General features: G+C 63.5%; 31 protein-coding genes. 10 read left to right on the plus strand and 21 right to left on the minus strand.

Annotation, left to right across the window (positions count from 1 at the left end; genetic code table 11):
- Nucleotides 1-217: 217 nt before the first annotated feature.
- The gene (locus FJ988_RS17580) at nucleotides 218-880 is read left to right on the plus strand and encodes a GntR family transcriptional regulator (protein ID WP_140819602.1); all 663 of its coding nucleotides are present in this window, start codon (nucleotides 218-220) and stop codon (nucleotides 878-880) included.
- 12 nt (nucleotides 881-892) lie between these two features.
- Here the strand turns inward: FJ988_RS17580 and FJ988_RS17585 are convergent, their stop codons facing one another.
- Complete coding sequence (locus tag FJ988_RS17585) at nucleotides 893-1,135, minus strand: hypothetical protein (protein ID WP_140819603.1); 243 nt, start codon at nucleotides 1,133-1,135, stop codon at nucleotides 893-895.
- Nucleotides 1,136-1,314: 179 nt separating this feature from the next.
- Here FJ988_RS17585 and FJ988_RS17590 point away from each other — a divergent pair, with 179 nt between their 5' ends.
- Nucleotides 1,315-1,662, plus strand: a complete 348-nt coding sequence (locus tag FJ988_RS17590; protein WP_140819604.1) for a hypothetical protein — start codon at nucleotides 1,315-1,317, stop codon at nucleotides 1,660-1,662.
- Nucleotides 1,663-1,824: 162 nt separating this feature from the next.
- On the opposite strand, the gene FJ988_RS17595 is transcribed toward FJ988_RS17590, so the two are convergent.
- Entirely contained in the window at nucleotides 1,825-2,421 is a 597-nt protein-coding gene (locus tag FJ988_RS17595; RefSeq protein ID WP_140819654.1) for a YdeI family protein, read from the minus strand.
- A 186-nt stretch (nucleotides 2,422-2,607) separates the two neighbouring features.
- On the opposite strand from FJ988_RS17595, the gene FJ988_RS17600 reads away from it, so the two are divergent.
- Nucleotides 2,608-3,330 carry an SDR family oxidoreductase gene (locus tag FJ988_RS17600; RefSeq protein ID WP_140819605.1) on the plus strand — a complete coding sequence of 241 codons (723 nt, stop codon included), beginning with the start codon at nucleotides 2,608-2,610 and terminating at the stop codon, nucleotides 3,328-3,330.
- Here FJ988_RS17600 and FJ988_RS17605 read toward each other — a convergent pair.
- Together FJ988_RS17605 and FJ988_RS17610 are read right to left on the minus strand one after the other, a co-directional pair.
- Entirely contained in the window at nucleotides 3,281-4,222 is a 942-nt protein-coding gene (locus FJ988_RS17605; protein ID WP_140819606.1) for a LysR family transcriptional regulator, read from the minus strand. The two genes, FJ988_RS17600 and FJ988_RS17605, sit on opposite strands and share 50 nt — an antisense overlap.
- 8 nt (nucleotides 4,223-4,230) lie before the next feature.
- The gene (locus tag FJ988_RS17610; protein WP_140819607.1) at nucleotides 4,231-5,133 is read right to left on the minus strand and encodes a S1C family serine protease; all 903 of its coding nucleotides are present in this window, start codon (nucleotides 5,131-5,133) and stop codon (nucleotides 4,231-4,233) included.
- Nucleotides 5,134-5,349: 216 nt separating this feature from the next.
- Here FJ988_RS17610 and yghU point away from each other — a divergent pair, with 216 nt between their 5' ends.
- A complete protein-coding gene (gene yghU / locus FJ988_RS17615) occupies nucleotides 5,350-6,219 on the plus strand; it encodes a glutathione-dependent disulfide-bond oxidoreductase (RefSeq protein ID WP_140819608.1) in 870 nt (289 codons plus the stop codon).
- A gap of 33 nt (nucleotides 6,220-6,252) precedes the next feature.
- Here yghU and FJ988_RS17620 read toward each other — a convergent pair whose 3' ends face one another.
- Both FJ988_RS17620 and FJ988_RS17625 read right to left on the minus strand, forming a co-directional pair.
- Nucleotides 6,253-6,798 (minus strand): YbhB/YbcL family Raf kinase inhibitor-like protein, encoded by a 546-nt coding sequence (locus FJ988_RS17620; RefSeq protein ID WP_181183570.1) that lies wholly within the window; start codon nucleotides 6,796-6,798, stop codon nucleotides 6,253-6,255.
- A gap of 392 nt (nucleotides 6,799-7,190) precedes the next feature.
- Nucleotides 7,191-8,360, minus strand: coding sequence for a PLP-dependent aminotransferase family protein (locus FJ988_RS17625; RefSeq protein ID WP_181183574.1), 1,170 nt, complete (start codon nucleotides 8,358-8,360; stop codon nucleotides 7,191-7,193).
- Between the two features lie 121 nt (nucleotides 8,361-8,481).
- On the opposite strand from FJ988_RS17625, the gene FJ988_RS30850 reads away from it, so the two are divergent.
- Both FJ988_RS30850 and FJ988_RS17630 read left to right on the plus strand, forming a co-directional pair.
- Nucleotides 8,482-8,769 carry a hypothetical protein gene (locus tag FJ988_RS30850; protein ID WP_140824862.1) on the plus strand — a complete coding sequence of 96 codons (288 nt, stop codon included), beginning with the start codon at nucleotides 8,482-8,484 and terminating at the stop codon, nucleotides 8,767-8,769.
- Complete coding sequence (locus FJ988_RS17630) at nucleotides 8,766-9,080, plus strand: GYD domain-containing protein (RefSeq protein WP_140819611.1); 315 nt, start codon at nucleotides 8,766-8,768, stop codon at nucleotides 9,078-9,080. Before FJ988_RS30850 ends, FJ988_RS17630 begins: the two co-directional genes overlap by 4 nt.
- Before the next feature lie 65 nt (nucleotides 9,081-9,145).
- Here the strand turns inward: FJ988_RS17630 and FJ988_RS30855 are convergent, their stop codons facing one another.
- From FJ988_RS30855 to FJ988_RS17650, 5 genes are all read right to left on the minus strand, one after another.
- On the minus strand, nucleotides 9,146-9,301 hold the full coding sequence (locus FJ988_RS30855; RefSeq protein ID WP_181183571.1) for a hypothetical protein: 156 nt from the start codon (nucleotides 9,299-9,301) through the stop codon (nucleotides 9,146-9,148).
- Nucleotides 9,302-9,581: 280 nt separating this feature from the next.
- Nucleotides 9,582-10,286, minus strand: a complete 705-nt coding sequence (locus tag FJ988_RS17635) for a hypothetical protein (RefSeq protein WP_140819612.1) — start codon at nucleotides 10,284-10,286, stop codon at nucleotides 9,582-9,584.
- A 156-nt stretch (nucleotides 10,287-10,442) separates the two neighbouring features.
- Entirely contained in the window at nucleotides 10,443-11,663 is a 1,221-nt protein-coding gene (locus FJ988_RS17640; protein WP_140819613.1) for an amidohydrolase family protein, read from the minus strand.
- A 297-nt stretch (nucleotides 11,664-11,960) separates the two neighbouring features.
- Nucleotides 11,961-12,422, minus strand: coding sequence for a GFA family protein (locus tag FJ988_RS17645; protein ID WP_140819614.1), 462 nt, complete (start codon nucleotides 12,420-12,422; stop codon nucleotides 11,961-11,963).
- 60 nt (nucleotides 12,423-12,482) lie between these two features.
- On the minus strand, nucleotides 12,483-13,034 hold the full coding sequence (locus FJ988_RS17650) for an isochorismatase family protein (protein ID WP_140819615.1): 552 nt from the start codon (nucleotides 13,032-13,034) through the stop codon (nucleotides 12,483-12,485).
- A 139-nt stretch (nucleotides 13,035-13,173) separates the two neighbouring features.
- Here FJ988_RS17650 and FJ988_RS17655 point away from each other — a divergent pair, with 139 nt between their 5' ends.
- Nucleotides 13,174-13,722, plus strand: a complete 549-nt coding sequence (locus FJ988_RS17655) for a hypothetical protein (protein ID WP_181183573.1) — start codon at nucleotides 13,174-13,176, stop codon at nucleotides 13,720-13,722.
- Between the two features lie 10 nt (nucleotides 13,723-13,732).
- Here FJ988_RS17655 and FJ988_RS17660 read toward each other — a convergent pair whose 3' ends face one another.
- Both FJ988_RS17660 and FJ988_RS17665 read right to left on the minus strand, forming a co-directional pair.
- A complete protein-coding gene (locus FJ988_RS17660; RefSeq protein WP_140819655.1) occupies nucleotides 13,733-15,760 on the minus strand; it encodes an amidase in 2,028 nt (675 codons plus the stop codon).
- A 209-nt stretch (nucleotides 15,761-15,969) separates the two neighbouring features.
- Nucleotides 15,970-17,532 carry a WD40 repeat domain-containing protein gene (locus FJ988_RS17665; RefSeq protein WP_140819616.1) on the minus strand — a complete coding sequence of 521 codons (1,563 nt, stop codon included), beginning with the start codon at nucleotides 17,530-17,532 and terminating at the stop codon, nucleotides 15,970-15,972.
- A 339-nt stretch (nucleotides 17,533-17,871) separates the two neighbouring features.
- Here FJ988_RS17665 and FJ988_RS17670 point away from each other — a divergent pair, with 339 nt between their 5' ends.
- The 3 genes from FJ988_RS17670 to FJ988_RS17680 all read left to right on the plus strand — a co-directional run bounded on the left by FJ988_RS17670 (nucleotide 17,872) and on the right by FJ988_RS17680 (nucleotide 18,431).
- Complete coding sequence (locus FJ988_RS17670; RefSeq protein WP_140819617.1) at nucleotides 17,872-17,973, plus strand: putative RiPP precursor; 102 nt, start codon at nucleotides 17,872-17,874, stop codon at nucleotides 17,971-17,973.
- Between the two features lie 225 nt (nucleotides 17,974-18,198).
- A complete protein-coding gene (locus FJ988_RS17675; RefSeq protein WP_140819618.1) occupies nucleotides 18,199-18,291 on the plus strand; it encodes a putative RiPP precursor in 93 nt (30 codons plus the stop codon).
- A 41-nt stretch (nucleotides 18,292-18,332) separates the two neighbouring features.
- Nucleotides 18,333-18,431 carry a putative RiPP precursor gene (locus tag FJ988_RS17680; RefSeq protein WP_140819619.1) on the plus strand — a complete coding sequence of 33 codons (99 nt, stop codon included), beginning with the start codon at nucleotides 18,333-18,335 and terminating at the stop codon, nucleotides 18,429-18,431.
- A 216-nt stretch (nucleotides 18,432-18,647) separates the two neighbouring features.
- On the opposite strand, the gene FJ988_RS17685 is transcribed toward FJ988_RS17680, so the two are convergent.
- The 8 genes from FJ988_RS17685 to FJ988_RS17720 form a co-directional block, all read right to left on the minus strand.
- Nucleotides 18,648-19,838, minus strand: a complete 1,191-nt coding sequence (locus tag FJ988_RS17685; RefSeq protein ID WP_140819620.1) for a hypothetical protein — start codon at nucleotides 19,836-19,838, stop codon at nucleotides 18,648-18,650.
- Nucleotides 19,839-19,983: 145 nt separating this feature from the next.
- Nucleotides 19,984-20,760 carry an exodeoxyribonuclease III gene (locus FJ988_RS17690; RefSeq protein ID WP_140819621.1) on the minus strand — a complete coding sequence of 259 codons (777 nt, stop codon included), beginning with the start codon at nucleotides 20,758-20,760 and terminating at the stop codon, nucleotides 19,984-19,986.
- A gap of 173 nt (nucleotides 20,761-20,933) precedes the next feature.
- The gene (locus FJ988_RS17695) at nucleotides 20,934-21,590 is read right to left on the minus strand and encodes an alpha/beta fold hydrolase (RefSeq protein WP_140819622.1); all 657 of its coding nucleotides are present in this window, start codon (nucleotides 21,588-21,590) and stop codon (nucleotides 20,934-20,936) included.
- A complete protein-coding gene (locus FJ988_RS17700; RefSeq protein WP_140819623.1) occupies nucleotides 21,580-21,942 on the minus strand; it encodes a hypothetical protein in 363 nt (120 codons plus the stop codon). The genes FJ988_RS17695 and FJ988_RS17700 overlap by 11 nt, the downstream gene beginning before the upstream one ends.
- A gap of 89 nt (nucleotides 21,943-22,031) precedes the next feature.
- The gene (locus FJ988_RS17705) at nucleotides 22,032-23,135 is read right to left on the minus strand and encodes a tetratricopeptide repeat protein (protein ID WP_140819656.1); all 1,104 of its coding nucleotides are present in this window, start codon (nucleotides 23,133-23,135) and stop codon (nucleotides 22,032-22,034) included.
- Between the two features lie 25 nt (nucleotides 23,136-23,160).
- Complete coding sequence (locus FJ988_RS17710; protein WP_140819624.1) at nucleotides 23,161-24,066, minus strand: Ku protein; 906 nt, start codon at nucleotides 24,064-24,066, stop codon at nucleotides 23,161-23,163.
- Nucleotides 24,067-24,391: 325 nt separating this feature from the next.
- A complete protein-coding gene (zapE, locus tag FJ988_RS17715) occupies nucleotides 24,392-25,588 on the minus strand; it encodes a cell division protein ZapE (protein WP_140819625.1) in 1,197 nt (398 codons plus the stop codon).
- Between the two features lie 180 nt (nucleotides 25,589-25,768).
- Complete coding sequence (locus tag FJ988_RS17720; RefSeq protein WP_140819657.1) at nucleotides 25,769-26,314, minus strand: protease inhibitor Inh/omp19 family protein; 546 nt, start codon at nucleotides 26,312-26,314, stop codon at nucleotides 25,769-25,771.
- Between the last annotated feature and the right edge of the window lie 124 nt (nucleotides 26,315-26,438).

A 26,438-nucleotide genomic window follows, 5' to 3' on the forward strand; every position in this document is an offset into this window, starting at 1 on the left:
CGGCGAACAGAGAATGCTATTTTCGTAGCATAGCTGGCAACGTATCAACCGGCTCTGTGAGCTGATGCCGCGGATTTGATCTCAAACGCAAAACGATGTTTGACGTGTTCGTGGATCCACCTTGCCCGGGCGCCATGCCGGCGACAGAGAATGCTATTTTCGTAGCATGCCGCGATGTTAGACTAGCTGGTGAAGCAAGGACGGCGGGACGCCCAACATGACCGATTATGGCGGCAAGGAAGCCGACATCGTTAGGGCGCTGGAGGAAGACATCATCTTCGGCCGGCTGGCGCCCGGCGCGCGGCTGGTCGAGGACGTGCTGCTCGCCCGGTTCCCGGTCTCGCGCCACTCGATCCGCCAGGCGCTCTATCAGCTCGAAAAACTCGGCATCGTCACTCGCCAGCGCAACAAGGGCGCGATGGTGCGGCGGCTGTCGCCGGGGGAAGTCAGGCAGATCTACGAGGTACGCGAGCTCTTGCAGCGGCAGGCGGCGCTGATGATCCCGCTGCCGGCGAGCGAGGCCCTGATCGCGGAACTTACGGAGATCCACCGTGTCTATAGCGCCCATGTCGAGGCAAACTATCTAAGCGGCATTCACGAGGCCAACGACCGCTTCCACCTGACCATGTTCTCGGCCTGCGGCAACGACTATCTGGTGTCGTCGATCGAGCAATATATGCGGCTCAGCCTGCCGGTGCGCGCCAATTCGCTCGCCGATCCGGAAAAGCTCGAAGTGTCGCGCCAGCACCACTGGTTCATGATCGAGGCGATGAAGCGGCACGACAACTGGATACTGGCGCAGCTCTGCGTCGACCACCTGCAACCGAGCAAGCAGTTCTATCTCGAAGAGATCGAGAAGGCACGCGACGACGCAGCTTGAGGCGGACAAAGTCTACGAAGACAATATCTTATGGCATTTTTCCACTGCCCCGTCCGCTTTCGCGGCCGCGCGGGCCGTCGCATCGGGCACGGCGACGTCCAGTTCGGTCGCTTCGACCTTGCCGCCGAGCTGCTTCGCCGCATCCTCGCCCTTGGCGACGCCGCGCACGCCGATCACCCCGGTGAAGCCAAGTTCGGCAACGCGGCAGGCCGATGCCGCGATTGCCGCCCGTGACCAACGCTGCCTTGCCGGCATCCGGGTCGATTGGCCGGCCAGACAAGTTGGGCCTCCGTCCTGCCAGACACAATCCAGAAACAAGATTCAACAGTAGGGAAAAACTCGCGAAAAGAGCGGCTGTCATAAGCGGTACCGGAGCAGCCGACGATTTGCGGCGCGCGACACAGGACATTGTTCTTAATCAAGGAATGCCGATTATGAAAAAGACCCTTCTTTCCGCACTCGGCCTTGCCGTCGCGCTCGCTTTCGCGGTGCCGGCGCTGGGCACCACTGAAGCCAACGCCGCCGCCACGACCACCGCGACCACGACGACGACCACGACTGCTGCTCCGGCCGCGACCACCGAGACGGCGAAGCCCGCCGCCAAGGTCGAGCACAAGAAGCATCACCGCAAGCATCACCGTCACCACGCCAAGAAGCATCATCACGGCAAGAAGCACGCGAAGCATCATGCCAGGAAGCATCACGTGAAGAAGCATCATGTGAAGAAGCACCACGTGAAGAAGCATGCGGTTAAGAAGCCCGCCGCGAAGAAGGCCGCGTAAGCGCCTCGATCACCTTCATGACCGGATGATCCCGGACCGCTTCAAAAGGGTTCAGGATCATCGCTTCCCGAAAACGCCGCCCCTCCCTTCCGGGCGGCGTTTTTGTGTCATCTTCGAAGGGCATGATCCCGAAAGCCGGTAACCACCTTTCGGGATCATGCCCTACTTTTTCTGCGGATGGATCGTCTCGCCGCGCTTCAGCATCGCCACCAGATCGGCGATCTTCTTGCTGCGGCCCGCTTCGGTCTTCATGTTGTGGGTGCGGAAGGCGAGCGCGAACCGGTTCTGGGCCGAAAGCGTCGCCAGCATCGCCTTGGCCCTCGGTTCGGCGTCGATCGCCGCCTGCAGGTCGGGCGGAATGGTCATCTCCCTCGATCCGGCATAGGCGCGGTCCCAACGGCCATCGGCCTTGGCCGCCTCGACCTGCTCAAGACCATGCTTCGTCATGCGCCCCTCTTCGACCAGGCGGGCGACATTGTCGATGTTGATCCTGCTCCAGATGCTTTTCCTGCCGCGCGGCGTGTAGCGCTGCAGAAAACTCTTGTCGTCGAGCGATTTGCGCACGGCGTCGATCCAGCCGAAGCACAGCACGACATCGATCGCCTGTTTCGGCGTGATCGAGGCCAGACCCGAGCCGACCTTGTGGATTTTGATCCAGACCTCGGTTTCGCCGGCGTGGTTGTTGCTGAGCCAGAGGTGGAAGCTCTCGGCATCTGGAAACTCCCGCACCTTTTCGGGATCGACTTTGATCGGGGGCATCATGACCTCGCCTTGCTTTCAAATAGTCTGGATGATTCCCGGAAGGCTGTAGCGGTCACTGGTGCCAGTTCCTGTCAGCAGCCGTCGAGCGCTATCGGACTCTCCGATATCGCTATCGGTTTCTTCCGCTTCCGCTCCACGCCGCGCCTTGCCACATCAGCGTCCATGCAACGCAAAGGCATCGACATGGACAAGGCAAATATACTCATCGTCGGCGGAAGTTCAGGCATGGGGCTGGCGCTCGCCCGGCGCTGCCTCGATGAAGGCGCTGATGTCGTCATCGCCGGGCGCAATGCGGCGAAGCTCAATGCCGCGCGAGAGGAACTTGGCAACCCGGCCGCGCTCGAAATGGCAGTGGTCGACATCAGCCGCGAGGACCAGGTTGCGGCGCTGTTCGCCCGTATCGGGCCGCTCGACCATATCGTCAGCACGGCGGCCGACATCGAGGGCGCCTACCGGCTGTTGCCCGAGATCGAACTGGCCGCCGCGCAGCGCGTGGTGAACAGCAAATTCTTCGGGCCGCTGCTTCTGGCCAAGCATGGCGCGCCGAGGCTCTCGCCCACCGGTTCGATCACCTTCGTCTCCGGCATCGCCGCCTACCGGCCGGCCGCGCGCGGTTCGGTGGTCGCGGCGGTCAACGCAGCGCTTGAAGGGCTGGTGCGCGCGCTGGCCGTCGAGCTGGCGCCGATCCGTGTCAACGCCGTCTCGCCCGGCTGGGTCGACACGCCGATCTGGGAATTCGTCGCCGGCGACCGGAAGGACGACACTTTAGCCGCCATGGCCAAGCGCCTGCCGGCGGGACGGGTCGGCCGGCCGCAGGACATAGCGGATGCGCTGCGCTTCCTGATCGGCAACGGCTTTACGACCGGAGAGACGCTGCATGTCGAAGGCGGCCACAGGCTGGTGTGACGGCCGCGAAATCCTCGCCCATCGCGCCGAGCAATAGCTTCAGCGCCGGCGGCTGCACGCGCCGCCGGCGCCAGATCATGACTAGGTCCGCCGCGCGGACCGTGCCCGGCCATGTCATCTCGGCCACCTCGCCGCGTTCGAGCGCGGCGGCGACCGCGAGCCGCGGCACCAGCGCCAGTCCGGCGCCTCCCGCCACCAGGCCGGCAATGGCGTCGATGCTGCCGGCTTCGGCGGCTAGTCTCGGCTTGCCGAGTCCCGCCTCGGCAAAAGTCCGGTCGATCAGATGGCGGTAGACGCAGCCGGTCTCGGTGGCGACGAAGTGCCGCCCGGCCAGCTCTGCCAGACCAGCCTCCGCGCCGTTTTCGCCGGGCGGCGCGATCAGCACGAGGCGCTCGGCCGCGACGCTTCGCTTGGCGAAGCGATCGTCCAGCCCATCGCTATCGGAGCGGTCGAAGCAGAAGGCGACGTCGATGTCGCCTTCGCCAAGTCGACGCAGCAACTCGCCGGTGCCGGCAATCTTCAGCTTCATATCGATATCGGGATAGGCGATGCGGAAACCCGAAAGCCAGCCGGCCAGCCTCGCGGCGGCAATCGTCTCCAGCGCGCCGATCGACAGACTGCCTTGCGTCTCGCCCGAGGCCGACTGCACAGCTGCCCGCGCCTCGTCGGCAAGCACCAGCCATTGCTCGGCATAGGGCTTCAGCGCCGAACCCGCCGACGTCAGTTCCAACCCCTGGCGCGTGCGTGCGAACAGGGTCGCGCCAAGCTCGGCTTCCAGCGCCTGGATCTGGTCGCTGACGCTCGACTGGGCGAGATTGACCTCTTGCGCCGCGCGCGTGACGTTACGCGTTCGCGCGACCGCGAGAAAGGTCTTCAGCAGCCTTGGATGCATCCCGGCGGCTACTGCAGCTGCGGCTTCTTCAGGAAGGAGTTGCGGTCGGCGGATTTTACCCTGAGCCAGGTCTCGCGGCCGTCGCGCACGACGCGCAGCGGGATTTCGGAACCGGCCGGATTCTCCCAGATCTTGCGGTAGAAATCGGCGAGACCGTCGACCTCGCCGTCGCGCACGTCGGATATGATGTCGCCTTGGCGCAGGCCGGCCTTGGCGGCGGGACCGCCCTCGGCGACGCTCATCACCACCACCATGCCGTTCGATTCGGCCGAGAAGGCGCCGAGCCATGGACGCGGCGGTTTGGCGGTCCGGCCGCGCTTGACCAGGTCGTCGAGGATCGGCGGCAGAAGGTTGATCGGCACAACCATGTTGATGTCGGCGACCTCGCCAGCACGGCTCATCTGCAGGCGCAGCGATCCGACGCCGAGCAGTTTGCCGTCTCGGTCGAACAGCGCGGCACCGCCCCAGGACGGATGCGCCGGCGCGGTGAAGATCGCCTCGTCGAGGAGATATTCCCAATAGCCGGCGAATTCCTGCTTGGTGACGATATGAGCGTCGACCTGCTGGCCGATGCCGTCGGCAAGGGTGACTGCATCGCCGGCACTGGCCTTGGCGGCATCGGCGAACTCGACCGCCGGCAGGCCGAGCGGCGACAGAGCCTGCACCAGGCCGAAGCCGGTCTCCTGGTCATAGGCCAACGCATGCGCCGGCACGACGCGGCCGTCCTGGTCGGTCAGCCAGACTTCCTCGGCCTCGGTGATGAGATAGCCGATGGTCAGCACCAGCCCGTTGTCGCGGATCACCACGCCGCTGCCCTCACGGCGCGTGCCCAGCGCATTGGCGGTGAAAGCATCGTCCGGCACGGTGGCGCGCACGGCAACGACGGAGCGTGAAATCTTTTCGACGGTCATCAATCCAACCTGGCTTACGAGTCTATCTCGTATAGGTATGGCCAAAGAGGCGCGGTGCAAGGGCGATCTTCCCTTCTGTCGCGGGGTAAGGGACGCTGGCACAAGCACTAGTTCAACAAGAATTGAACTTTTTTCTTTGACGCGCGCACGGTCGTACCTAATTCTAGCGGCAACCAGCCGTCGCTCAGTTCACCCAACCCTGCAAGGCCACACCCGATGAACCAATACATCCCGCCGAAAGTCTGGACCTGGAACAAGCCGAATGGCGGCACTTTCGCCTCGACCAACCGGCCCGTCGCCGGGCCGACGCATGAGAAGGAATTGCCGGTCGGCAAGCATCCGCTGCAGCTCTATTCGCTGGCGACGCCCAACGGCCAGAAGGTGACGATCATGCTGGAGGAGCTTCTGGCGCTCGGGCATAGCGGCGCCGAATATGATGCCTGGCTGATCAAGATCGGCGACGGCGACCAGTTCGGCTCGGGCTTCGTCGAGGTCAACCCGAATTCGAAGATCCCGGCGCTGATGGACCGCAGCGAGCCGAAGCCGGTGCGCGTGTTCGAGTCCGGCTCGATCCTGACCTATCTGGCGGAAAAATTCGGCGCGTTCCTGCCGACCGAGCGCGCCGCGCGCGCCGAAACCTTTTCGTGGCTGTTCTGGCAGATGGGCTCGGCGCCCTATCTCGGTGGCGGCTTCGGGCACTTCTACGCCTATGCGCCGGAAAAAATCGAATACGCCATCGACCGCTTCGCCATGGAGACCAAGCGCCAGATGGACGTGCTCGACCGCAGGCTGGCGGAGAGCGAATATCTCGCGGGGCCGGAATACACGATCGCCGACATGGCGGTGTGGCCCTGGTATGGCGGGCTCGCCAAGGGCCGCAGCTACAGCAATGCCGACGAGTTCCTGTCCGTGCATGAGTACAAGCATGTGCAGCGCTGGGCCGAAGCGATCGACAAGCGGCCGGCGGTGTCGCGCGGCCGCATGGTCAACCGGATGTCCGGCGACCCCGCCTTCCAGCTGCGCGAGCGCCACGACGCCAGCGACTTCGAGACGAAGACGCAGGACAAGCTGGAAGCGGCTGAGTAGTCGGGCAATCTTCCTCTTCCCGAGGGAGGCCCGCTACCTACCAAAGGTATACGTCACGCACGCCTCGCCCAGCGCCGAGCTCTTCGCCGCCACCGCGACCATCTCAGGCAGCGGGTTTTCCGGTGTCCGCAGCGTCTTCTCGCCCAACGCAAATAGGGTGAAGACGTAGTGATGCGTGCCGCTGCCGGGCGGCGGGCATGGGCCGAAATAGCCGGCGCGGCCGGTGCCGCTTTTGCCGAGCACCGCGCCTTTCGGCATGTGCTTGCCGCTTTTCGAAGCGGCGCCTTCGGCGAGGCCCTTGACGCTTGCCGGGATGTTCCAGGCCAGCCAGTGCCAGAACCCCTTGCCGCCATTTGCGTCGGGGTCGAACATGGTGAGCGCGTAGCTTTTGGTGCCGGCCGGCGGTTCCTTCCATGCCAGCGCGATCGAGACGCTCTGGCCACCGCATCCGGGATTGTCGCCGAGATATTTCGCATCCCATTTGCCGTCGGACACGGACGGGCTGGAGATTTCGAAAGCCGACGCCTGGCCGGCGAAGGCGATCAAGGCAAGCACGGTGAAGCCGAGGCGCAAAGTCATCACGGTCTCCTCTTTTTGGCCAGTCTCCCGCTTGGCCAAGCCGGCGAAGAGTCCAGCGCAAAAGCGGCCCGAACAAGGCGGCGCGACGCCTGGCTTCGGCCATGAAAAAAGCCCCGCCGGTGGAGGCCGTCGGGGCTCTTTCGTTCGGTCCGTAAAGGTGGGACCCCACGGCCGGATCGATCCAGGGGGTGTTGGATCGAGGGCGACCCTAGAGAAGATTCGGCCGCGCGGATAATCACGCCTGCGCACTCCCATTCACGCCTGCGCGAGAACGAGGTGATGGCCGGCTTAAAGCGCGTCGCGCTGAAACGGATTCAGTTGACGCGCTTTAAGTTTTTGCTTTGATGCATGTCGGCCTCCCAAAACCGCTGCCCACTTTTGGGCGACATGCATTAGCCTTGCAACAGCCTCGCCAGCCGCGGCACACCCTCACCCACTGCGCGATCGTCGGCAAGCGTGAACGACATGCGCAAAGTGTTGCGGCCGGTGCTGTCGGCGAAGAAGGCGTTGCCGGGCACGAAGGCGACGCGCGCCTCCTTCACCGAACGCGCCAGGAGCTCGGTGGCGTCAGTGCCTTCCGGCAGCGTCAGCCAGACGAACATGCCGCCGTCGGGCCGGCTCCAGGAAATGCCGTCGGGCATGTTTTCCTCGAGCGCGCCAAGCAACGCGTCGCGCCGCTTGCGGTAGGCGCCGACCAGCTTCTCCACCTGGCCGTCGAAGATCGTTTCGGCGACGCGGTGCATGACCATCTGATTGATCGACGGGCTGTGCAGGTCGGAAGCCTGCTTCATCAGCACCAGTTTTTCCACGACATGGCGCGGTGCGCAGACCCAGCCGACGCGCATTCCGGGCGAGAGGATCTTCGAGAAGGAGCCGCAATAGAGTGTGCGCGCATGATCGATGCCGCCGGAGCGAGCGCAGTCGAGCGCCAGGATCGGCGGCACGCCCTCGCCGTCATAGCGGAGCGCCCGGTAGGCGGCGTCCTCGATGACTGCGATGTCGAGTTCGCCGGCAAGGTCGAGCACCGCCCCGCGCTGCTTGGCATCCAGCGTGTTGCCGGTCGGGTTGGCGAAGTCCGGCACCAGATAGGCGAACTTCACCTTGCCGCCATTCGCGCCGGCAGCAGTGCGATAGGCCTCGGGCGTCATGTTGCCGCCGGCGGTGTTCAGCCGGTCGTAGCGCGGCTCATAGGCGTTGAAGGCCTGCAGCGCGCCGAGATAGGTCGGCCAGGTGACCAGAGCGGTGTCGCCGGGCGAGAGGAACAGCTTGCCGAGATAGTCGAGCGCCTGCTGCGAGCCGGAGGTGATGAAGATGTTGCCCTCGTCGCACTGGACACCAAGCTTGCCCATATAGGCGGCCAGCCATTTGCGCAGCGGCAGATACCCTTCGCTGACCTGGTATTGCAGCGCCGTCCCCGCCTCCTTGCCGCCGAGCACCGCCTGGTAGGCATCGGCGATCGCTTCGGCCGGGAAAAGCGACGGATCGGGAATCCCGCCGGCAAAGGAGATGATGTCGGGCTGGTCGAGCAGCTTCAACAGTTCGCGGATTTCCGAGGCTTTCATGCGCGAGGAGCGCGAAGCCAGAAGGTTCAAAAGGGTCAATGCGCACCTCCCGCAGTGCTTGGCATAGAGCTTCGTATTTTAGGTCAGCTTGGTTGACCTATTACCAGCGATGATGCCTTGCGTGAATACACAAAACGGTCATGGCGCATCGTCCGGGCGACATTTGGCCTACATAGTCGCCGTGCCGGCGGCCTTCTGGATAGTCGAATGGCCATCGGTCAACGCAAACATCATTGTCGTTATATTAGAAATAGCGCATATTACCGCAAGCCGAAGCCAGGCTCCGGCCGAACCGCCGTTAATCATTGTCGAGGCGGTCCACAGACATGGTCAAATCGTCGAGAAAATCAAGCACGTCCGCGCTGCCCATGCAGCCGGCGATAGCGATATTTGGAGGGAGTTTCCATGAAGGTTACCATACTTGCGACTTACGAACCCCATGCAGCGAAGGGGTTGATGCAAGGCTCGGACCGGGGCGCCGCGATCAAGGCGCTCTTTGAAAGCGTCGGCGGCAAGATGAGCAGCCTGATGTTCACGCGTGGCATCTACGACGTCATCGTCAATGGCGAGGTCCCGGATCAAGTTGCCGGGATGGGCATGACGCTGGCGGTGCGGGCAAGCGGCTCCGTAAGCGACCTGGTCGTCCTGGAAGAGTTGGACATGAAAGCTGTCATCGCGGCCGCCAACAAAGCCGCCGGCGCCTACAAACCGGCCGGCTGATCGTCCCCTGGTGGTGGCACGGCGCATCCAAACAGCACCGTGCCGCCGCTCCAAAACGCATCGATCTAGAAAGGCAGCCGGATCTCGTCGGGCTCCGCCCGCTCCGGCCAGTCGATGTCGCGCTTGATCTCCTGCGGCAGCTCATTGAGCTCGCGCGTCGTGCGGCGACGCAGGCTTGCCTTGGCGAAGGCTGCACGGATTCGGCTGAGGCTTTTGAACATCGGGACCTCCATGAGACAGCGGCGGGAAAAACGGTGCCACCTGTTCACCAGGCGCCGCTTTTGAGGTGCGTCTGTATCGGGGCGATTGCGCGCGAACGGTGAAATGCTTCACGAAGCCGGCGCCACTTGAAACATATGCATGCAAACTAAATTACCAGATCGGCCAGGCGGCTTGTGCCTCGGTCACGGGCCGGAACGGCCCGCGACGTCATGTGTTAGACTTTTTGACTTGTCCGTTGATTCACATCCTACTGAAACTCAGTCTCGTCCAGCGCACGCGCTATTGTTTGGCGGGAGCGACTTGAAGCGACTGGATTTCGAATTTGCGAGGGCCGCCAAGCGCCCACAACAAGTCTCCGCCATTGGAAGGGGCCGTCTTAACTGACAGGTCGATGTTAGTGAGTGAGTCTGTGGTCTTGACAGGCTCATCCGAAACAAAGACTTGGGAGGTGTTAGGGGGCAATGTGAATGAAGTGGGTGATGACAAGTCCTTGATCTCACCTAGATCAATGATCTTAGTCTGATCGCCGGTCTTCACCTCGGCCGTCACGGGTATCGACGTTGCCCTCGGCAATCCACCGTCCACCTGTGGGGATATGACGATCGCACGCGATCCGGTTGTCGTGCTGCCGGTTTCCTGTTGCGCGTAGGCGGATATGTCGAGAAAGGACACTTTAGTTCCCGGTGTACTGGTCGCACCAGAAATCAAACTCGCAAGTATGGCCGGCGCAGCGACACCGGCGAAAATAGCTTGTCTGGTTTCATAGCTTGTGTTTGTCAGAGCCACGCCGCCTCCGACGATTGCCCAGAGCATAACGCCAAGCAATAGGCCGAGCGCTGGCAGAGGAGTCGTTGGAACTGCAACATATGTACTCGCCAATTTTGCTATGGTGGGGAGTGCCCCACCAAAGGCGCCCCATGCAAAAGCAACAATCTTATTATCTGCGTCCATCGCCTTGCCCTCCAAGAGGGAGGATTTTCTCATTTTTTTGTCAATTTGCAAAATTCAAAGACAAGAGGACGGTAGTCCACACAAATTTATCGGAACAATCCGAAGCGTTCGATGGATTTGATCTTTGCGTCGACAGCACATGCTCATCACAGCAAATAGGGCCAAACGGCAATGTGTTCCGCTGGACAATCAATTGGCGGGCACTGCCGGTCTAAGCCCAATTGGGCGCACCTCTCCACCCCTCGCCACTTCCCTGCCCGCGCGATAGACCGCGCGATGCTTCGGAACGGCGACCACCGCTTCCGGCACATGCCGTGCCTCGAGCGCGACGAAGTCCGCCTTGGCACCGACCGCAATGCCATAGCCCTCCAGGCCCAGCGCCTTCGCGCCGGCATTGCTCACCAGCTCATAGGCCGTGTCCAGCTCCCAATCCTCGTAGAAACCGGAGCGGTAGCCGATCATGTTGGCGCGGTTGAGCATGTCGCCATCGCCATAGGGCCACCAGGAATCGCGGATGTTGTCGGAGCCGGCGAAGACGGTGACGCCGGCTTTGCGCAATGCGGCCACCGGCGGGAAGGCGTGGTTGCCGGGCGCGTTGGTCATGATGGAAACGCCGGCGACGGCCAGCATCTCACCGGCTTTCGCCAGCGCATCGGCCGAAATATCGCCCAGCGCATAGGCGTGGCTGATCGCGACCTTGCCGGCCATGCCGAGCGCCTTTGTCCGCGCCGCGATCTCCTCGATCTCGAACAGGCCGAGCGTGCCTGCGTCATGCAGATGGATGTCGACGCCAGCGCCGCACTTTTCGGCAAGGCCGAAGACGACATCGAGATGGCCGTTGACGTCGCGATCGAAGCTTGCCGGATCGAGGCCGCCGACGAGGTCGCAGCCGAGCTTCAGCGCTTCGTCGAGAAGCTCGGCCGTGCCCGGCGACGACAGGATGCCGCTCTGCGGAAAGGCGACGAGCTGGATGTCGATCAGGTCGCGATATCTTTCGCGCACGCCGAGGATACATTCCACATGCTTCAGGCCGACCGCGGCGTCGACCATGACGTGGCTACGCATGGCGAGGCTGCCATGGCCAACGCAGAGCTCGAGCTGGTTTTTCGCCCGCTCCGCCATCGGCGCTGCGAGCGTCAGGTTGCGCATCTGGAAGGCGACGCGCTCACGCACGTCGAAACCGTCGGTGCAGGGAATGTGCGGCCGCCAGGCATCGCCGTAGAAGGAGGTGTCGAGATGGATATGGCCCTCAACGAAAGCCGGCAGCACGAGCTGGCCGGCAAGATCGATGGCGCCCGGGCTGGCCGTGCCGCCGGCGGGCACGATGGCGCTGAAGTGGCCGTCTGCCACCGTGAGGTCGGCGAGCATGTCGTCGGCAAGCCTGGCGTTGAAAAAATGAGTCCGGTTCACGATGCAATCCATTGAAGGGAAAGCGTCAGTCGTCGCTGGTCGGGCGCGCGCGGTCAATGCGGGTTGAGGGAGAAAGTGTTTCGCCCTTCCTCTTCCGAGTGACCGGGAGGAGAGCTGTCATATTCCGTTTTCGCGGAAGTTTCCGCGCGCAAAAAATATGCGATGTTGTTCCTGCGGATACGAGGCCGCCTTGGTCGACGCGGACGCCCCAAGCACATCCCCAACAATGCGCCCCCAACGCCCGCGTCGACCTTGTAAGCAAAACGGCGACCTGAGCAGTCGCCGTTTTTGTTTGCATCAGGCCTGCTCCTGCGCCCTGGCGTATTCCGCGACCAGACCCTCATAAGCATCGAAGGCGGGCAGCGCTTCATAGCTGTGTACCGCGGGCGTCATCGCCCAGGACAATTTCTCAGCTGTCCAGGTCTCAATGAAGGGCGTGAACCAGGCATGGTCGTCGAGCATGGTCGGGCGCAGATTGACAAACCAGTCCAGCCCCTCTGGCCTCGTGAACATCCAGGTCATGCACCAGCCGCAGAAATAATGTTTAGAGGCGCCGTGCAGGCCACCTACCACCGGCTTGCCCTTAGTTACTTCAAAGCCCTCCGAAGGGATCGCCGCGCTGAGTGAATAGGCGCTGGAGGACATCGACTGGCAGCCGGTGCAGTGGCAGGCCATGGTGATCAGCGGCTTCGCCGAGATCTTCAAGCGCACACGGCCGCAGCGGCAGCCGCCTTCGGCGGGCAAGGTCAAGCTTGGCAAGGCGAAGTCTCCTTGGATTGGGTCGTTCTCCTTCTTTCCTGGAGGAGAAGGTGGAGGCGATCAGCTCTGCGTCAGCTCCGCCGTGGTCGTCATCCGCGCGCCCTGACTGGCAAACGCCTCGTTGTGCCGGGCGATGATGGCGGGCGCTTTTTCCTTCTCGGAATCCAGCGTGGAATGCGCGTCCGAAACCACGGTGACGCCGAGCCCCTCGGCGAATGCGCCCTTGACGGTGGCGGCAACGCAGAAGTCGGTCTGGGCGCCGATCAGCACGACATCCATCGCACCCTGCCCCGCCACCCATTCGGCAAGGGCCGCGTTGGAAAAGGCATTGCCCACCGCCTTGCCGAAGGTCGGTTCGCCGACGGCCTGGCCTAGCTCTGCCCACACCGACCAGCCTGGAGCGCCGGGTGCCAGCGGATCGCCAGTTGGGCCGTCATGGCGGATGAAGGCCACCTTGCGGCCGCTGCGCCGCGCCCATCCGATCAGCGCGCGCGTGCGCTCGGCTATGGTCGCGGCATCATGGATCGGTGGCTCAAAGCGGCCGTCGAACATGCCGGTCTGCAGGTCGATGACGATGAGCGGCGCTGCGGCGGATGGGGTGGTGTGTGACATGGCGCCGAAGATAGCGTGGGCGGGAGATGGGTCAAGCAAGGCGCGGGAAAGCCTATTCTTAGGTCATAACGACGAACAATCCATGGTTGAAATCTGAAAATGATACAACTAACATGGATCGAGGGATTGGGGGATGACAATGAATGAACAATACACGGTGTACCTGATCGGCGGAGACACCGGCGGTGACGAGCCAGCGGTGTTCACGCTGCACGACGTGGGAACCAGATGCAGGCTCACCTGCAGTTATCGAAACAAAGTCATCGAGGCAGAGGAAGACGACTATTTCGAGGCTTTATGCCAGATTCGTAAGAAGCTCGAAGTGGAAGGGATACTGCCCTTTTGCTACGGCGCGAGTTGCAATGTTTTCCCCGAGGGCACCGTGACAGCGATGAGTCGAGGCTTGGTGGTCTGCAAGATCAAATCGGGAGAACGTCCTAAGGAGAACAACCTGGTCAATATATTCGACGAAGGTCATGACGTGGTGCCCGTATTCGTCTCCATGCAACAGCAGTTTTGGGATTCGTGGCTCGCCTCGCTGGCGTCTTCGACATCAACTCCGCCTTCTCCCCAGCCTCCTGAGACAACGAAGGCTAAGGTCGGCACTATACGCCCTCTCTCGCGATTTCTAACACTTGGTTTCGTTAAGATGTTGAAATCGCTTTCTCCCCCACCAAAGGGGAAATAGGGCGCCGCGTCTAGCCAATCCCGCCCGTCACGACATATGCCCCGCCCGTGCGCCCATCCGCCGACCTCACAACCGCCGTGACGATCGAGCCGTACGCTCTGCGCCAGACGCTGTGGAAGCCTTGATGGGTCGCGGTCGGCACGGTAACCTGGCCGGTGTAGCGGTAGCCGCTGGCTGCCATCAGAACCGGCTCGCCGTTGAGGTGCACTCTCACCATCACCACCTCGCTGGCGCCGGCAACGATCTCCAGCGATACCGCGATCTCGTCGCTGTTGCCGGCACGGCTCGTTTGGGCAGTCAGCCCGAGGCCGAGCGGTGTCTCGCCGGCATGGCGATACACGCCCCTACCCGCCTCGCCCGCAAACACATCGTCCGCCAGCGCTGGCGTGCGCGGCGGCACGGTGCGGCGCCGGGTGGCGCGCTCGTAGTCGCCGGCCAATTGCAACAGCGCCACATCCTCGTAGGCCTTGCCGGCAAAGGTCAAACCGACGGGCATGCCGATATCGCCCATCGTGCCCATCGGCACCGTCACCGTCGGGATGCCGAGATGGCGCCAGACGAGGTTGCCGTTGGCGACCCAGGTGCCGTTGCGCCAGGCGAGCCGGGCGGAGGCCTGGTTGACGTCGGCGTCGGCCGGGCCGACATCGGCGGCCGCCGGCAGCACGACCGCGTCGAGCCGGTTGGCGTCCAGCCAGTCCTCGAAATCGATGCGGCGCGTTTGCTCCAGCCCCTTCAAACCGGCCTCGACAGTAGGAATATCGCCAAGCGGCGCGACGCCCCGTTTGGCGCGTTCGACATACTGCGCCAGATCGAAATCGGCATCGCCGCCATAGCGGTCGGGCAAGGCGCCCGGCGGCTGCGGGAAGATCTTCGCGCCGTCGACCGCAGCGAGATCCGGGATTATCGGATCGGCATTGGCGCGCAGGAAATCGTCCCAGGACCAGATGGAGAGATCCCAGAGCTCGCGCTCGGCAAATGCCTCCGGCACCAGTCCGCGATCGACCATCGAGCGTGCGCCCGGGCGGTCGCGCTCGTAATTGGAGACGACCGGGAAATCGACCTCGACCACTTCGGCGCCGAGCGCTTCCAGATCGCGCGCCGCCTGCCGCCAGAGATCGAGCACCGAGGCGCGGATCTCGATCGGATGGTCGGCGCCGTCGTCCTTGCCGATATACATTTTCGGCACGCCTAGCCGCTTTCCTCTGAGCGCGCCTTGCAGCGGAAGCGCGGCGTAGCTGGCCGGCCGTATCGCCGAGGCTTTCGGGATTGCCACCCAGGGCTGCACGCGCCAGAAATCGCCGCGCGTCTCAGCATCATCGGCGACGATGACGTCGAGCAGCTCCAGCATGTCGGGAATGCTGCGGGTGTGCGGCACAACCACGTCCATGGTCGGCACCAAGGGCCAATTGCCGCGCACCGAGATGACGCCGCGCGAGGGCGTATAGGCGACCAGCGCGTTGTTGGAAGCCGGCGCGCGGCCGGACGACCAGGTTTCTTCCCCCAGCCCGAAGGCGGCGAAGGACGCGGCCGTTGCCGTGCCCGAACCGTTGGACGAGCCGGACGCGAAGGCGGCCGTGAGATAGTCGGCGTTATAGGGGCTTTCGGCGCGGCCGTAGACGCCGCGCTGCATGCCGCCATTGGCCATAGGCGGCATGTTGGTCAGCCCGATCAGCACAGCACCCGCGGCGCGCAGCCTGGCGATGGTGAAGGCATCTTCCGTGGCGACGAGATGCTCGAAGGCCGGCGAGCCGGCGGCGACGGTGAGGCCCTTCACCTTGTAGCTGTCCTTGGCGGTGTAGGGGATGCCGTCGAGCGGCCCAAGCGTTTTGCTTTCACGCCGGCGGCGGTCGGAAGCCGCCGCCTCGTCGAACATCTTTGGATTAAGGATCGGCACGGCGTTGAGCGCGATGCCGTGGCGGTCGTAATGCGCGATGCGGTTGAGGTATGCGGCGGTGAGCTCGACGCTGGTGACGGCGCCGTCCGCCAGCGCGCGGCGCAGATCGGCGATCGAGGCTTCGACGAGGTGGAGTGGAGGCATCATTGGCTCGGCTGGCGTTTCGTCATCTCTTGCCCTGCCGGGTATCTACACTGCAAGAGGGAGTCGGATGATGGCGAGGCGCGCAAGCTGCTGATCTCCCCCTCGGCTATTTTGAAATGCTGGCGGGACAGCGCCCCTCTCTGCCCTGCCGGGCATCTCCCCAAGAGGGGGAGATTGGATGTCGCGCAGGCTTTCCGCAATCATCAACGCTATTCCGGCGCCCCCGCAAACAGCACCGTCCCATCGCCGCCAGCGGCTGGCCAGTCGCGGATGGTGCGGTCGATGCCGCCGGTGAGAAGCGTGCCGTCGGCGGCAAATGCCACCGAGTACATCGGTCCGGTGCCGGGGTCGAACTCGGCGATCTGATCGCCGGTGTCCATGTTCCAGATGCGCGCCGTGCCGTCGAGCGAGACCGAGCCCAAGCGCTTGCCGTCAGGCGACAAAGCCAGCGCGTAGACGGTGCCGTAATGGCCGTCGAAGCGGCGCACCTCCTTGAAGCTGTCGAGGTCCCAGAGTTTTATCGAGTAATCGCCGCTGCCGGTCACCGCGTGATGGCCGTCGGCGGTAAAGACCGCGCCATAGGCGCCCCGGTCGTGACCATGCCAGCTGCGCAGCTGTTTGCCGGCTAAGATGTCCCAGAGCTTCAACTCGCCGTCGATGCTGCCCGACAGCGCTTTGGTGCCATCTGGCGAGACGGCGACCGAGCTGATCGGCCAGTCGTGGCCGGGCAGGACATGCAAAACGGCGCCTTTCGCCAGGTCCCAGACGACCACCGAGCCGCTGTCGTGGCCGCTGACGGCGAGCCTACCGTCGGGGCTGATCGCCAGCTTGCGGACGCCGCCGTTCTGGCCTGACGAGAAGACATGCAGAACCGCGCCGTCGGAGAGCTGGCGCAGCACGATCTCGCCATCGTCGGCCGCGGTGAGCGCCGTCTTGCCGTCGGGCATGAACAGCGCCGTTCGCGCCATGTCCTTGTGTTCGCCGACGTTGCGGATCAGCCGTTTGCCGTCGATGTCCCATAGCTTGATCATATGGTCGGTGCTGGCGCTCATGATCTCGTGGCCGTCGGCCGACACCGCCAGCCAGACGACGGCGTCTCGATGGCCATCCGACTGCGTCGGCTGAGCCGGCGGTGCCGGTGGAGGCGGCGCCACGGTTTCCGGCGGCGTGGCGGGCGCCAGCGCTGTCTGCTGGGTCGCCGGGGCGGGCTGCTCCGACTGGGCAGGCAAAGGTGCGGCAGGCTCGGCCGGCGCGGCGGCCGGCGTTGGTTGCACCGGCTGAACGGGCGCAGGCGCTGGAGCGGGTTCGACGGGGCGCGCAGGCTTGGCGGCGGATTCCTGCGCGGGCACGGCGGGCTCGGCAAGTGGTTCAGGTGCCGTTTTCGATTCGGTGGGTTCAGGCACCGGCGCGGTGGCGACTTCCTTTGCCGGCTCGCCGGCCGACCACGCGCCGAACTGGTCGGCGAGGATGACGATCACAGCCAGAAGAGGCAAAGCAAGTGCCGCGCGGCGCAGCCGCGGACGGCCGGCCGGCACGACCTCGGCGTCGCGTCCGAACAGCGGCGCGTAAGGGTCGTGCCTTGCGGCCGTCGGAAGCAAGCCAGCGAGAAACAGCAGCCCGGCGACGACCGATAGCCCGCCGGCGGCGCCCAATACTTCCAGGCGGGTCGTGGCGAAGGGCTTGTCGCCCGCCGCCAGAAAAATCTTGGCGAAGCAGGCGGCGCCAACGATCAGCATCGCCAGCGCCAGCAATCTGTCGGTCGATCTTTTCATCCGTTCCCCCGTCCCCCGCACCGCCGCGCGGCGCATGAAGGTCCGGCATCTTAGCCGAGCTTGCCGCAGAGGCTAAGTGCGCGGCCTCACACGCGAAAGACAAATCGGCCGCCCTGAGGGCAGAATCTGCCTGCAAGGAATATGGCGCGACTGTCCGGGGATTCTGCCAGCATCGGCACCGATATCTGACTGTAAGGCGTGTCTTTGCTGCAACGGAAGGCGATTAACTACAGCAAAACCGGCTGGTTCCCCAAGGAAAGGAGGCCTGACCGGCGGGTTCGGTTGACAGCAAACGCTAATATGAGACTATCCGGGCGGGATTTTCAGGAGAGCAATGGCATGAAGAAGTCCTACGAGAAGCCTGCGTTCGTCCGCAAGGGCAAGCTTTCGACGATCGTTGCCACCGCTTCGACGCCCGTCGTCCTAAACGGCGCTGGCTGAGGCGCGTTGCCGGTCCGGGTCTGTGCATAGCGGACCAATGTCTTCAGGGAATTGGGGGAACTGCAGATGAAGAAGGCCTACGAGAAGCCTGCTTTCGTTCGCAAAGGCAAACTTGCGGCGGTCGTGGCTATTGCGTCAAAAGTGCCGGGCTGACGCGCCGCCCGAAGCAGGCGATAGACGCCCCGCTTAAAAATACGGCATCAGCTCACAATGGAAAACTTTTCTATGAAGAAAACCTATGAGAAGCCGACCCTAATCAAGAAGGACAGGCTCTCGGCTGTCACCGCCAACGGCTCGGGCTCCAAGATCCCGACCTGATAGCAGCGTCGTTCAACAAAACACTTACGAAGGGGCAGGCAATGAAGAAGTCCTATGAGAAACCGATCCTGATCAAGAAGGATCGGCTTTCGGCCGTGACGGCTGGCAACGGCGCATCCATCGCCGCCCCGCCTCCGTGACCCTGCTGAGCGGTACAGCGAACCGTTCCATCTCAATGTTGACGCCATTGCTAACGAAGGCTTCGGGCAAAATCACTCGGGCTGACTGTTGATGCATGTCGCCCGAAAGTGCGCAGCGGTTTTGGGACAACGACATGCGTCAAAACAAACACTTAAAGCGCGTCGCCTGAATCCGTTTCAACGCGACGCGCTTTAGCGTTTTTGCTGCGACTTGCCTCAGAGCGCCACAACCAGATCATCCAGCACAGCCTGCCAGTAATGCTCGGTCGAGATGCGCACGCGTGTCACCGCCTTGAGCATAGGCGCGTAATGCACCGGCGCCAGCGCCGACAGCACCACTTCGTCGATGGCGATCAGTTCCTCCCCTAAAAAACTCTCGATCAACGCCACCTCGCCTTCCGATCTCAGCCAGGCCGCGGTCAGCATCACCGAATGGAAGCCGAAGGGCGCGGCGCGGCCGAACTCGGCCGGGTGGCCACTGCTGGTATAGGCGATATGGCTGCCCGAGACATTGCCGTTGACATAGCCCTCGCTGTTCTTCGTGTGATCGCGCGACATGGCGTTGAGGTTAAGCCAGTCGAGACCTGCATGGCCCGACGGGATCTTGCATAGGCCACGCGTGGTGATGTCATCGAAGCCGATGGTGGTGAGCGAGGCCTCCATGGGCAGCGCGCCGGGCACAAGCAGACCGAGATTGACCGGATAGGCCGACAGAGCAAGTCGCCGGTCGAGCCCGCCGCCGGTAATGACGATTTGGTCGGCATCGATGGCAAGCGGGAAGCGAAAGGCCGCGTCAGCCGGCAGCGCGCGGCTTTCGAGCACCTGGCCCTTGCTCAATATCGAGAGCGTCGCCCCTGCCGCGGCCGACATCCTGCCGCTGACCCTGCGCCCCGGCGCGAGGCCGACGGGCCTTGGCAGGCCTCCCTCCACAACAAGCCCGACCGATGTGCCCGGAGCCGCGATCAGGCGAACGGTCTGGTCCGCATTGCCGCCGGTGGGGCGCCATCCGGGCGGCACCGAGACCGAAAACCGGTAGCTGCCCGGTGCGCCGATCACCGCGCTGCGGCGTTTCGACGAGGTCGGGAAATTGGCGAAGCCGGCGGCGTTGCTTGCCGCCGCGGCCAGGAAGGCGCCGCGCTCGTCATGGAGCCGCACCACGATACCGGCCATCGGCCGGTCGCCCAGGCTGTAGGTCCCGTCGCCATCGACATCCATGTAGACGAAAGCCGAGAAATTGAGCTTGCCGGAGGTCGGCGCCCAACTGGTGCGGCGCGCATAGTCGCGGGACGGGTCGGGATTGCCGCGCGCCTTGCGCCGGCGACGCCGGTCGAGCGTTAGCGCCACGAGGGCGCCGGCGCCGGCAAGGACAAGCGCCGAAATGAGGAGGACAAGGATGATGTCAGCCATGGCTGGGGTGTGAAGGCCGAGAACAATTGTCCGCCATCATGATTTTGATCTCCCCCTTCTAATCTCCCACAGACTAGCGTTCGATGTTGATGCCGCAAGTCATTGTCAGCGAAAGGCCCGGTTGGACACCAAGTCTCCATTAACGTCAGACCGCCAGTTCCACCCACACCGGCGCGTGATCGCTCGCGCCATTCCCTCCCCGAACGTCCCTATCTATCCCCGCCCCTCTGAGCTTCCGCGCCAACTTCTTCGACAACAGGATGTGGTCAAGCCTCAAGCCGGCGTCGCGCGGCCAGCGGTTGCGACGGTAGTCCCAGAAAGTGTAGAGCCGCTGCTCCTTCGGAAAGACTTTGCGCAGCGCATCCGTCCAGCCCTGCTCGATCAGCGCCGCGAAGGCGGCGCGGCTCTCAGGCTGCACCAGAGCGTTGTCGTCATAGGAGCGGGTTTCGTAGATGTCGCGCGGCTCGGGCACGATGTTGAAGTCGCCGGCCAGCGCCACCGGTACGCCGGTGTCGAGCAACTGTCCGGCATGGGCGGCGAAGCGCTCGTGCCAGGCGAGCTTGTAATCGAATTTCGGGCCGGGCCGCGGGTTGCCGTTCGGCGCATAGAGGCAGGCGACGACCACGCCGCCGACCGCCGCCTCGATATAGCGGGCCTGGCGGTCGGCCTCATCGCCGGGCAGTGTGTCGCGTGTCAACACCGGTTCGGCGCCCCTGGCCAGGATGGCGACGCCGTTCCAGGTTGGCTCGCCCTTCCAGACGGCGCCGTAGCCGGCATTGGCCAGGCGGGTCAGCGGAAATTGGGTGTCGCGCGATTTCAGCTCCTGCAGGCAAACGACATCGGGTTTTGCGCGCGCGAGCCAGGCGAGAAGGTTCTCGATACGGCTGTTGATGTTGTTGATGTTGAAGGTGGCGAGTTTCATGTTTGGATGCCAAAAGCGCCGCTCGCTTCGTCATCCTCGGGCTTGACCCGAGGATCCATGCCGTGACCTTCACCGTGGAGCTCGGCGAGGCAGAATTCTGAACCGTTGCAACGCCCTAGCGTCACGGCATGGATTCTAGGGTCTGCGCGCGTCGCTTCTCTCCTTGCTTCGCCCTAGAATGACGAGCCCAACGGCTGCGCCATCCTGGCCTTTATTGTCTCCGCCACCGTTTTCAGATGATCCGCGGTCGAAAACCCCGAGATCGCCTTGCGCGGCTTGAGATCATGGTCGCCGTCTTCCAGCCAGACCACCTCGATCGAGCCCGAGAGCCCGTAGGTCGCGACTTCGCCCTTGGTGCCGAACTCGTCGCGCGTGCCCTGGAAAATCAGCGTCGGCGTCTTCAGATCGATGAGATGCTTGGTCCTGAGCTGCTCCGGCTTTCCCGGCGGATGGAACGGGTAGCCGAGGCAGACGAGCCCTGCGATCTCGCCCTTGGCGAACATCTCGTCGGCCACCATCGAGGCGACGCGGCCGCCCATCGACTTGCCGCCGATGATCAGTTTTCCGGTGACGCCCCTGGCGCGCAGGTCGGCGATGGCCTTCACATATTCCGGGTTCACCGTCTCGGCGCGTGGCGGCGGCTTGCGGTGACCGTAGCGGCGGGCGGCCATGTAGTGGAATTCGAAGCGCGCAACCTGGAGGCCGGCGGCGGCCAAAGCCTTGGCGGTGGCGGTCATCGAGGGCGAGTCCATCGACGCGCCGGCGCCATGGGCGAGCAGAATCGTGACTGGGGCGGTGTCGTCGCCGTCGAAGAGGAAGCTAGTTGCCATCTGGTTGCGGCGTCCCGATATACTGATACGTGACTTTTGAGCCGTTCACTACCTTGCGCCATTGCTCCGGGTGAAGCGTGATGTGACCCGATGCAAGCGCAAGGACCGCTACACAGAACATCACGAAAGGTCGAGCAAAGCAGACGCGTTCCTTGTTGGACGCAAGATATTCGCTGGGAGTCGGCCCGAGGTCGAGAAACGGCCTCCGTCTTCCCTTGCGGATCTTCAGCCAGTTGATGTTGCTATCCACCGAGAAATCCCAGCCGCTTTTTTTATAGAACAGCAATTCTCTGATCTGGCCAATCGCCAGGAGTACGAAAAACACCGCAAATCCGATGAATAGAAAGGCCATATGATTCCTATCGACCCGCATCGGCATAGTAATGGGATGAAGACTCCGCGAACGCTAGGAAATCCTTTCTGTTGTGGGAAAGAAGGCGCTCACCCCGCCGTGCGCGCCATATGCAAATCGACGAACTGTATCCCCTTCTGCGCCAGCTGGGCCCATTCGGAGTCGGCATCGAGCTCCAGATACCGCGCCCACCACCGCCGCGCCTCGGCGAGGTTGCCGGCATCGAATTCCAGCCGCGCCAGGTTGAAGACCGGGTCGGCATAGGCCTTGTCTAGCGCGATCGCCTTCTGCAGATGGCGCCTTGCCGAGGCGACCTTGCCCTCGTCGCTCATCAAGCCGGCGAGGTTGAACCAGGCCTCGACAAAACCCGGATCGAGCTTGATCGCCCGGGCATAATCATGCGCGGCTTCCGCCACGCGGCCGGCGCCGCGCAGGCAGTTGGCGCGGTTGAAGGCGGCGATGGCGTCCCTGGGGTCGATGGCGAGGCAGCGCTGGTAGAGTGCGGCTGCATCGTCGTGGCGCCCCTGCTCCTCGCTGGCTTCCGCCTCGGCGAAGAGTTCTTCCAGCGTGTCGTCTTCCGAAGAGCCGAGGTCGAACAGCAACTGGCCGTCCAACTCACTCTTGCCCTCGTCGAGATAGATCGCGTCGGGGCGGCCGTGCTGGGAGCCGAGATTGAGCGATTTTGCCGTGAGCGAGGCGACCGGGCCGGAGCGGTGGACGGAACGCGCAATGGCGCCCCAGCTGGCGCCGCTGGCGATCAGCCCGGCATATTTTCTGGCCAGGATCAGGTCGCGGAAGGAATAGGGTTCGGCGTCATGCTCGAAGGCGTCGAACAGCGACAGCATGTCGAGATCGGCGCCGGCAAGCCTGGATTGATCGATGATCGCCTGCCTCGACAGTGAAGACGCTTCGGGCGCCTTCATCAGGCCAAGCAGGCGCAAAAATCCGTTCTCGCTGATCAGTGCCCGACCGGCTTCGCGCTCGGCTTTGGCGCGGCGCTCAAGCTCGGCATCCCCTGCCCGGCTGAGCGCCGCCTTGGCGAGCAGCGCGCGGCCGAACACAACATGCGAGGTGCGCCGCGTGACGCCGCGCCTCATCTCGGCATGGCGGCGCTCGACCTCGCGCGCGGCGAGCCGCAACGGAAAAGCGGCCAGCGCGCCGACGACGCCATAGACGGCGCCGGGAACGATCACAGGCGCTGCGTTCACCCGATCTCCGTTACTTCTTGCTCTTGCCGACGGCCTTCAACAGGTTCGCCTTCAGCGGGTTCTCGGTCGCGCCGCCGGCGGCTGCCTTTTTTGCGGGCTTGGCCGGCGCCTCGTCCTTGGTCTTCGACTTGGCCGGCGGCTTGGCCTGCTGCGAGAGGCTCGCCTTCAGCGCATCCATCAGGTTGATGACATTGCCGCGCTCCGGTGCGGCCGCAATGATCGGCTTGTGACCTTTCAGCTTCTCGCGGATCATCGCCATCAGCGCCACTTCGTAGCGATCCTCGTAATTCTTCGGATCGAAGTGGGTTTCCTTCTGCTTGATCAGCGCTTCCGCAAGCTGCAGCATTTCGGCATCCGGCTTGCCGGCCGGGATGTTGCCGAAATATTCAGCCGTGCCGCGCACTTCGTTGGGGTTCCTCAAGGTGCAGACGAACATGCCGTTTTCGCGTGCGCCGATCGTCACGATCCGCTCGCGGCTGGACAGCACCAGCCGCGCGATGGCGAGCTTGCCGGATTTTCGCATGGCTTCGCGCAGCACCGCGAAGGTTTCCTCGGCCATCGCGCCGTCGGGCGCCATGTAATAGGGCGCATCCTGGTAGATGACGTCGACCTCGCCCTCGTCGACGAAGGCCTCGATGTTCATCGTGTGGTTGGATTCGATCCTGACCGCATCGAGGTCCGCATCATCGATGATGATGTACTGCTTGTCCTCGTATTCGTAGCCGCGCACCAGGTCCGAACGCTCGACCAGGCCGAGCTCGGGGTCGACCGGCTTCATGTTGATGCGGTTGTGAGTCTTCTTGTGCAACTGGTTGAACGAGATGCGCTCGCTTGCGCTGGTGGCCGGATAGAGCCGGACCGGACAGCTGACGAGGCTGAGCTTGAGGTAACCTTTCCAACTTGCCCTGGGCGCCATGATGAACTCCTACGCGGCCACGCACTTATCTTAGCTGGAGCATGATCTTATCCGAAAACCGGTTCCCACTTTTTGGGATCATGCTCGTTAGCTTGAGCACGATCTGGTCCAAAAACGGGTTCCCACTTTTTGGGATCATTCTCACTGCAGTGCTTTTCGTCCAAAGGACGAGCGGCACCCTGGAAATCCTACACCGACCCCTCACGATAACGGTAAAATCCTAGCGAAATGTTTTTCAGGCCCGCCGCCAGGTTGGCAGGAGAATAATTCAAATTGTAGGAAGCGTCGATGGAGACGGGATGATGGCGGCTGGCGGACGGCCTTTTTACGCCTGTTTCGCCATCTCGCCTGTCCCCTCGCCCTTCTGCCGTTCGGCCCAGCCATCCAGCCAGTCGCGGCTCTGCATCTCGACCAGGCGCGATGCAGTGCGCTCGAATTCGAACACCTCGTGACCGCGCTTGGCGGTGTAGAGCCCTTCGGGCGGCGCGGCGGCGCTCACCACCAGCCGCATGTGGTGGTCGTAGAGCGTGTCGATCAAAAGGATGAAACGCTTGGCTTCGTTGCGCTTGCCTTCGCCCAGCACCGGCACATGATCGATGAAGACGGTCGAGAAACGGGCAGCAATGGCGAGATAGTCGCGGGCGCCGAGCGGCTTTTCGCAGAGATCGGCGAAGCTGAAACGCGCGGCGTCGCCAGCGGCCTGTGGCACTATAAGCTGGCGGCCCTTCAGCGTCAGCGTCATCTCCGCCGCCGGCTGGCCATGCGTCATCGCCTTCCAGGCCTCGTCCAGCGCTCGGTCGGCCGCGGCGTCGTCCGGCGTGACATAGACCGGCTGACGGTTGAGCTTTTCCTGCCGATAATCCTTCTCGGCATCCAGCGTCATCACTTGGGCATTGCGCTCGAGCAGCGAGATGAAGGGCAGGAAGAGTTGGCGGTTCAGCCCGTCGCGGTAAAGATCTTCCGGCGCGACGTTGGAGGTGGCGACCAGGACCACGCCGGCAGCGAACAGCGCCGAGAACAGACGCGACAGGATCATGGCGTCGGCAATGTCGGTGACGGAGAACTCGTCGAAGCAGAGCACCCAGGCTTCGTCGGCCAGCGCACGCGCCACCGGCGGGATCGGGTCGTCCTCCTTGACCGTGCCTTCCTTGCGCGCCTGCCGATGTTTCTGGATGCGGTCCTGCACATCGGCCATGAAGTCGTTGAAATGGACGCGACGTTTGCGCCTGACCGGCAACAACTCGAAGAAGAAGTCCATCAGCATGGTCTTGCCGCGACCGACGCCGCCATGGATGTAGAGGCCCTTGACGGGCTCACGCGGCTGGCGCTTGGCGGCGAACAGCCAGCCCAACGCGCTCGATTTATGCGCCAGCCTTTTGGCAGCGATTTCTTCGGTCAGCCGGTCGAGCGCGACGACGATGCGCTCCTGCGCCGGGTCGCGCTCGATCGCGCCGCTTTGAACCAGATGGTCGTAGCGCTGCCTGACGGTCGCATGGGTCTGGATGCCGTCACGCAGATGCATAGGTCAAATCATTTTCTTTGCGCGAACTGCTGCGGGAGGAGCCTGGGTATGTCGAGATTCAGGTCAGGCCGAGTCGAGAAGGGTGGATTCCGAGAACCGGAGCGTACTTGAAGTACGTGAGCACCGGAAGCGCAGGAAGCCGCCCTTCGCAGGCCGGCTGCAGCTGAATTTCGGCATGCCCTATCTTGTGAGCGAGATGGGCTGCCCGCTGGACGTCTGGCCATCGAACTTTTCGCCGCCAGAGGAATAGAGCCTGGCCAGCGTACCGCCATTCTCGTCATAGAGCGTGAGTTGCTTGCCGGCGACGTTCCACGACTTGATGCCGTCGATCGGCGCCGGGCAGTGCAGCGGGCCGGCACGGTAGCCGGCGCCGAACTTGGTCTGCGGCGTCGCCACCTTGCAGCTCTGACCAGCGACGTTGACGCTCCATACGCCGGCGACGCTGGCCGCCGTGAGATCGGTGGCACCGGCGGGCGGCGCGCCATCCGCAGGCAGCGAAGCGACCTGGGTGTTCTTCGGCGCGGTCGGGAATTGCGAGGGATCGGTGGTGCCGGGCGCCGCCGGCGGCGGCAGTTGATTCTGCGTCACCGTGCCGGAGGGCGCCGGCGTCAGCGGCGCCGGCTGCTGGTCGTCCATCGACGAGAAGCGCGAGGTCGAGCAGCCGCTCGCAATCAGCGCGGCCAGCGATACGGCCAGAAGGCCACTCTTCGAAAAGGGGCGGGTCATCGAAAAATTCATCCAAACCTCCGTCGGATCCGGCTGGGGGGAAGCCGTCCGCGTAATCTTCGCCTCACCAAGACGGCGAAGGTGGCAGAATTTCAACCCGATATGGTTAAAATAGGGTTTTCGG

It is taken from the genome of Mesorhizobium sp. CU3 (assembly GCF_006442965.1).
Taxonomy (GTDB): Bacteria; Pseudomonadota; Alphaproteobacteria; order Rhizobiales; family Rhizobiaceae; genus Mesorhizobium.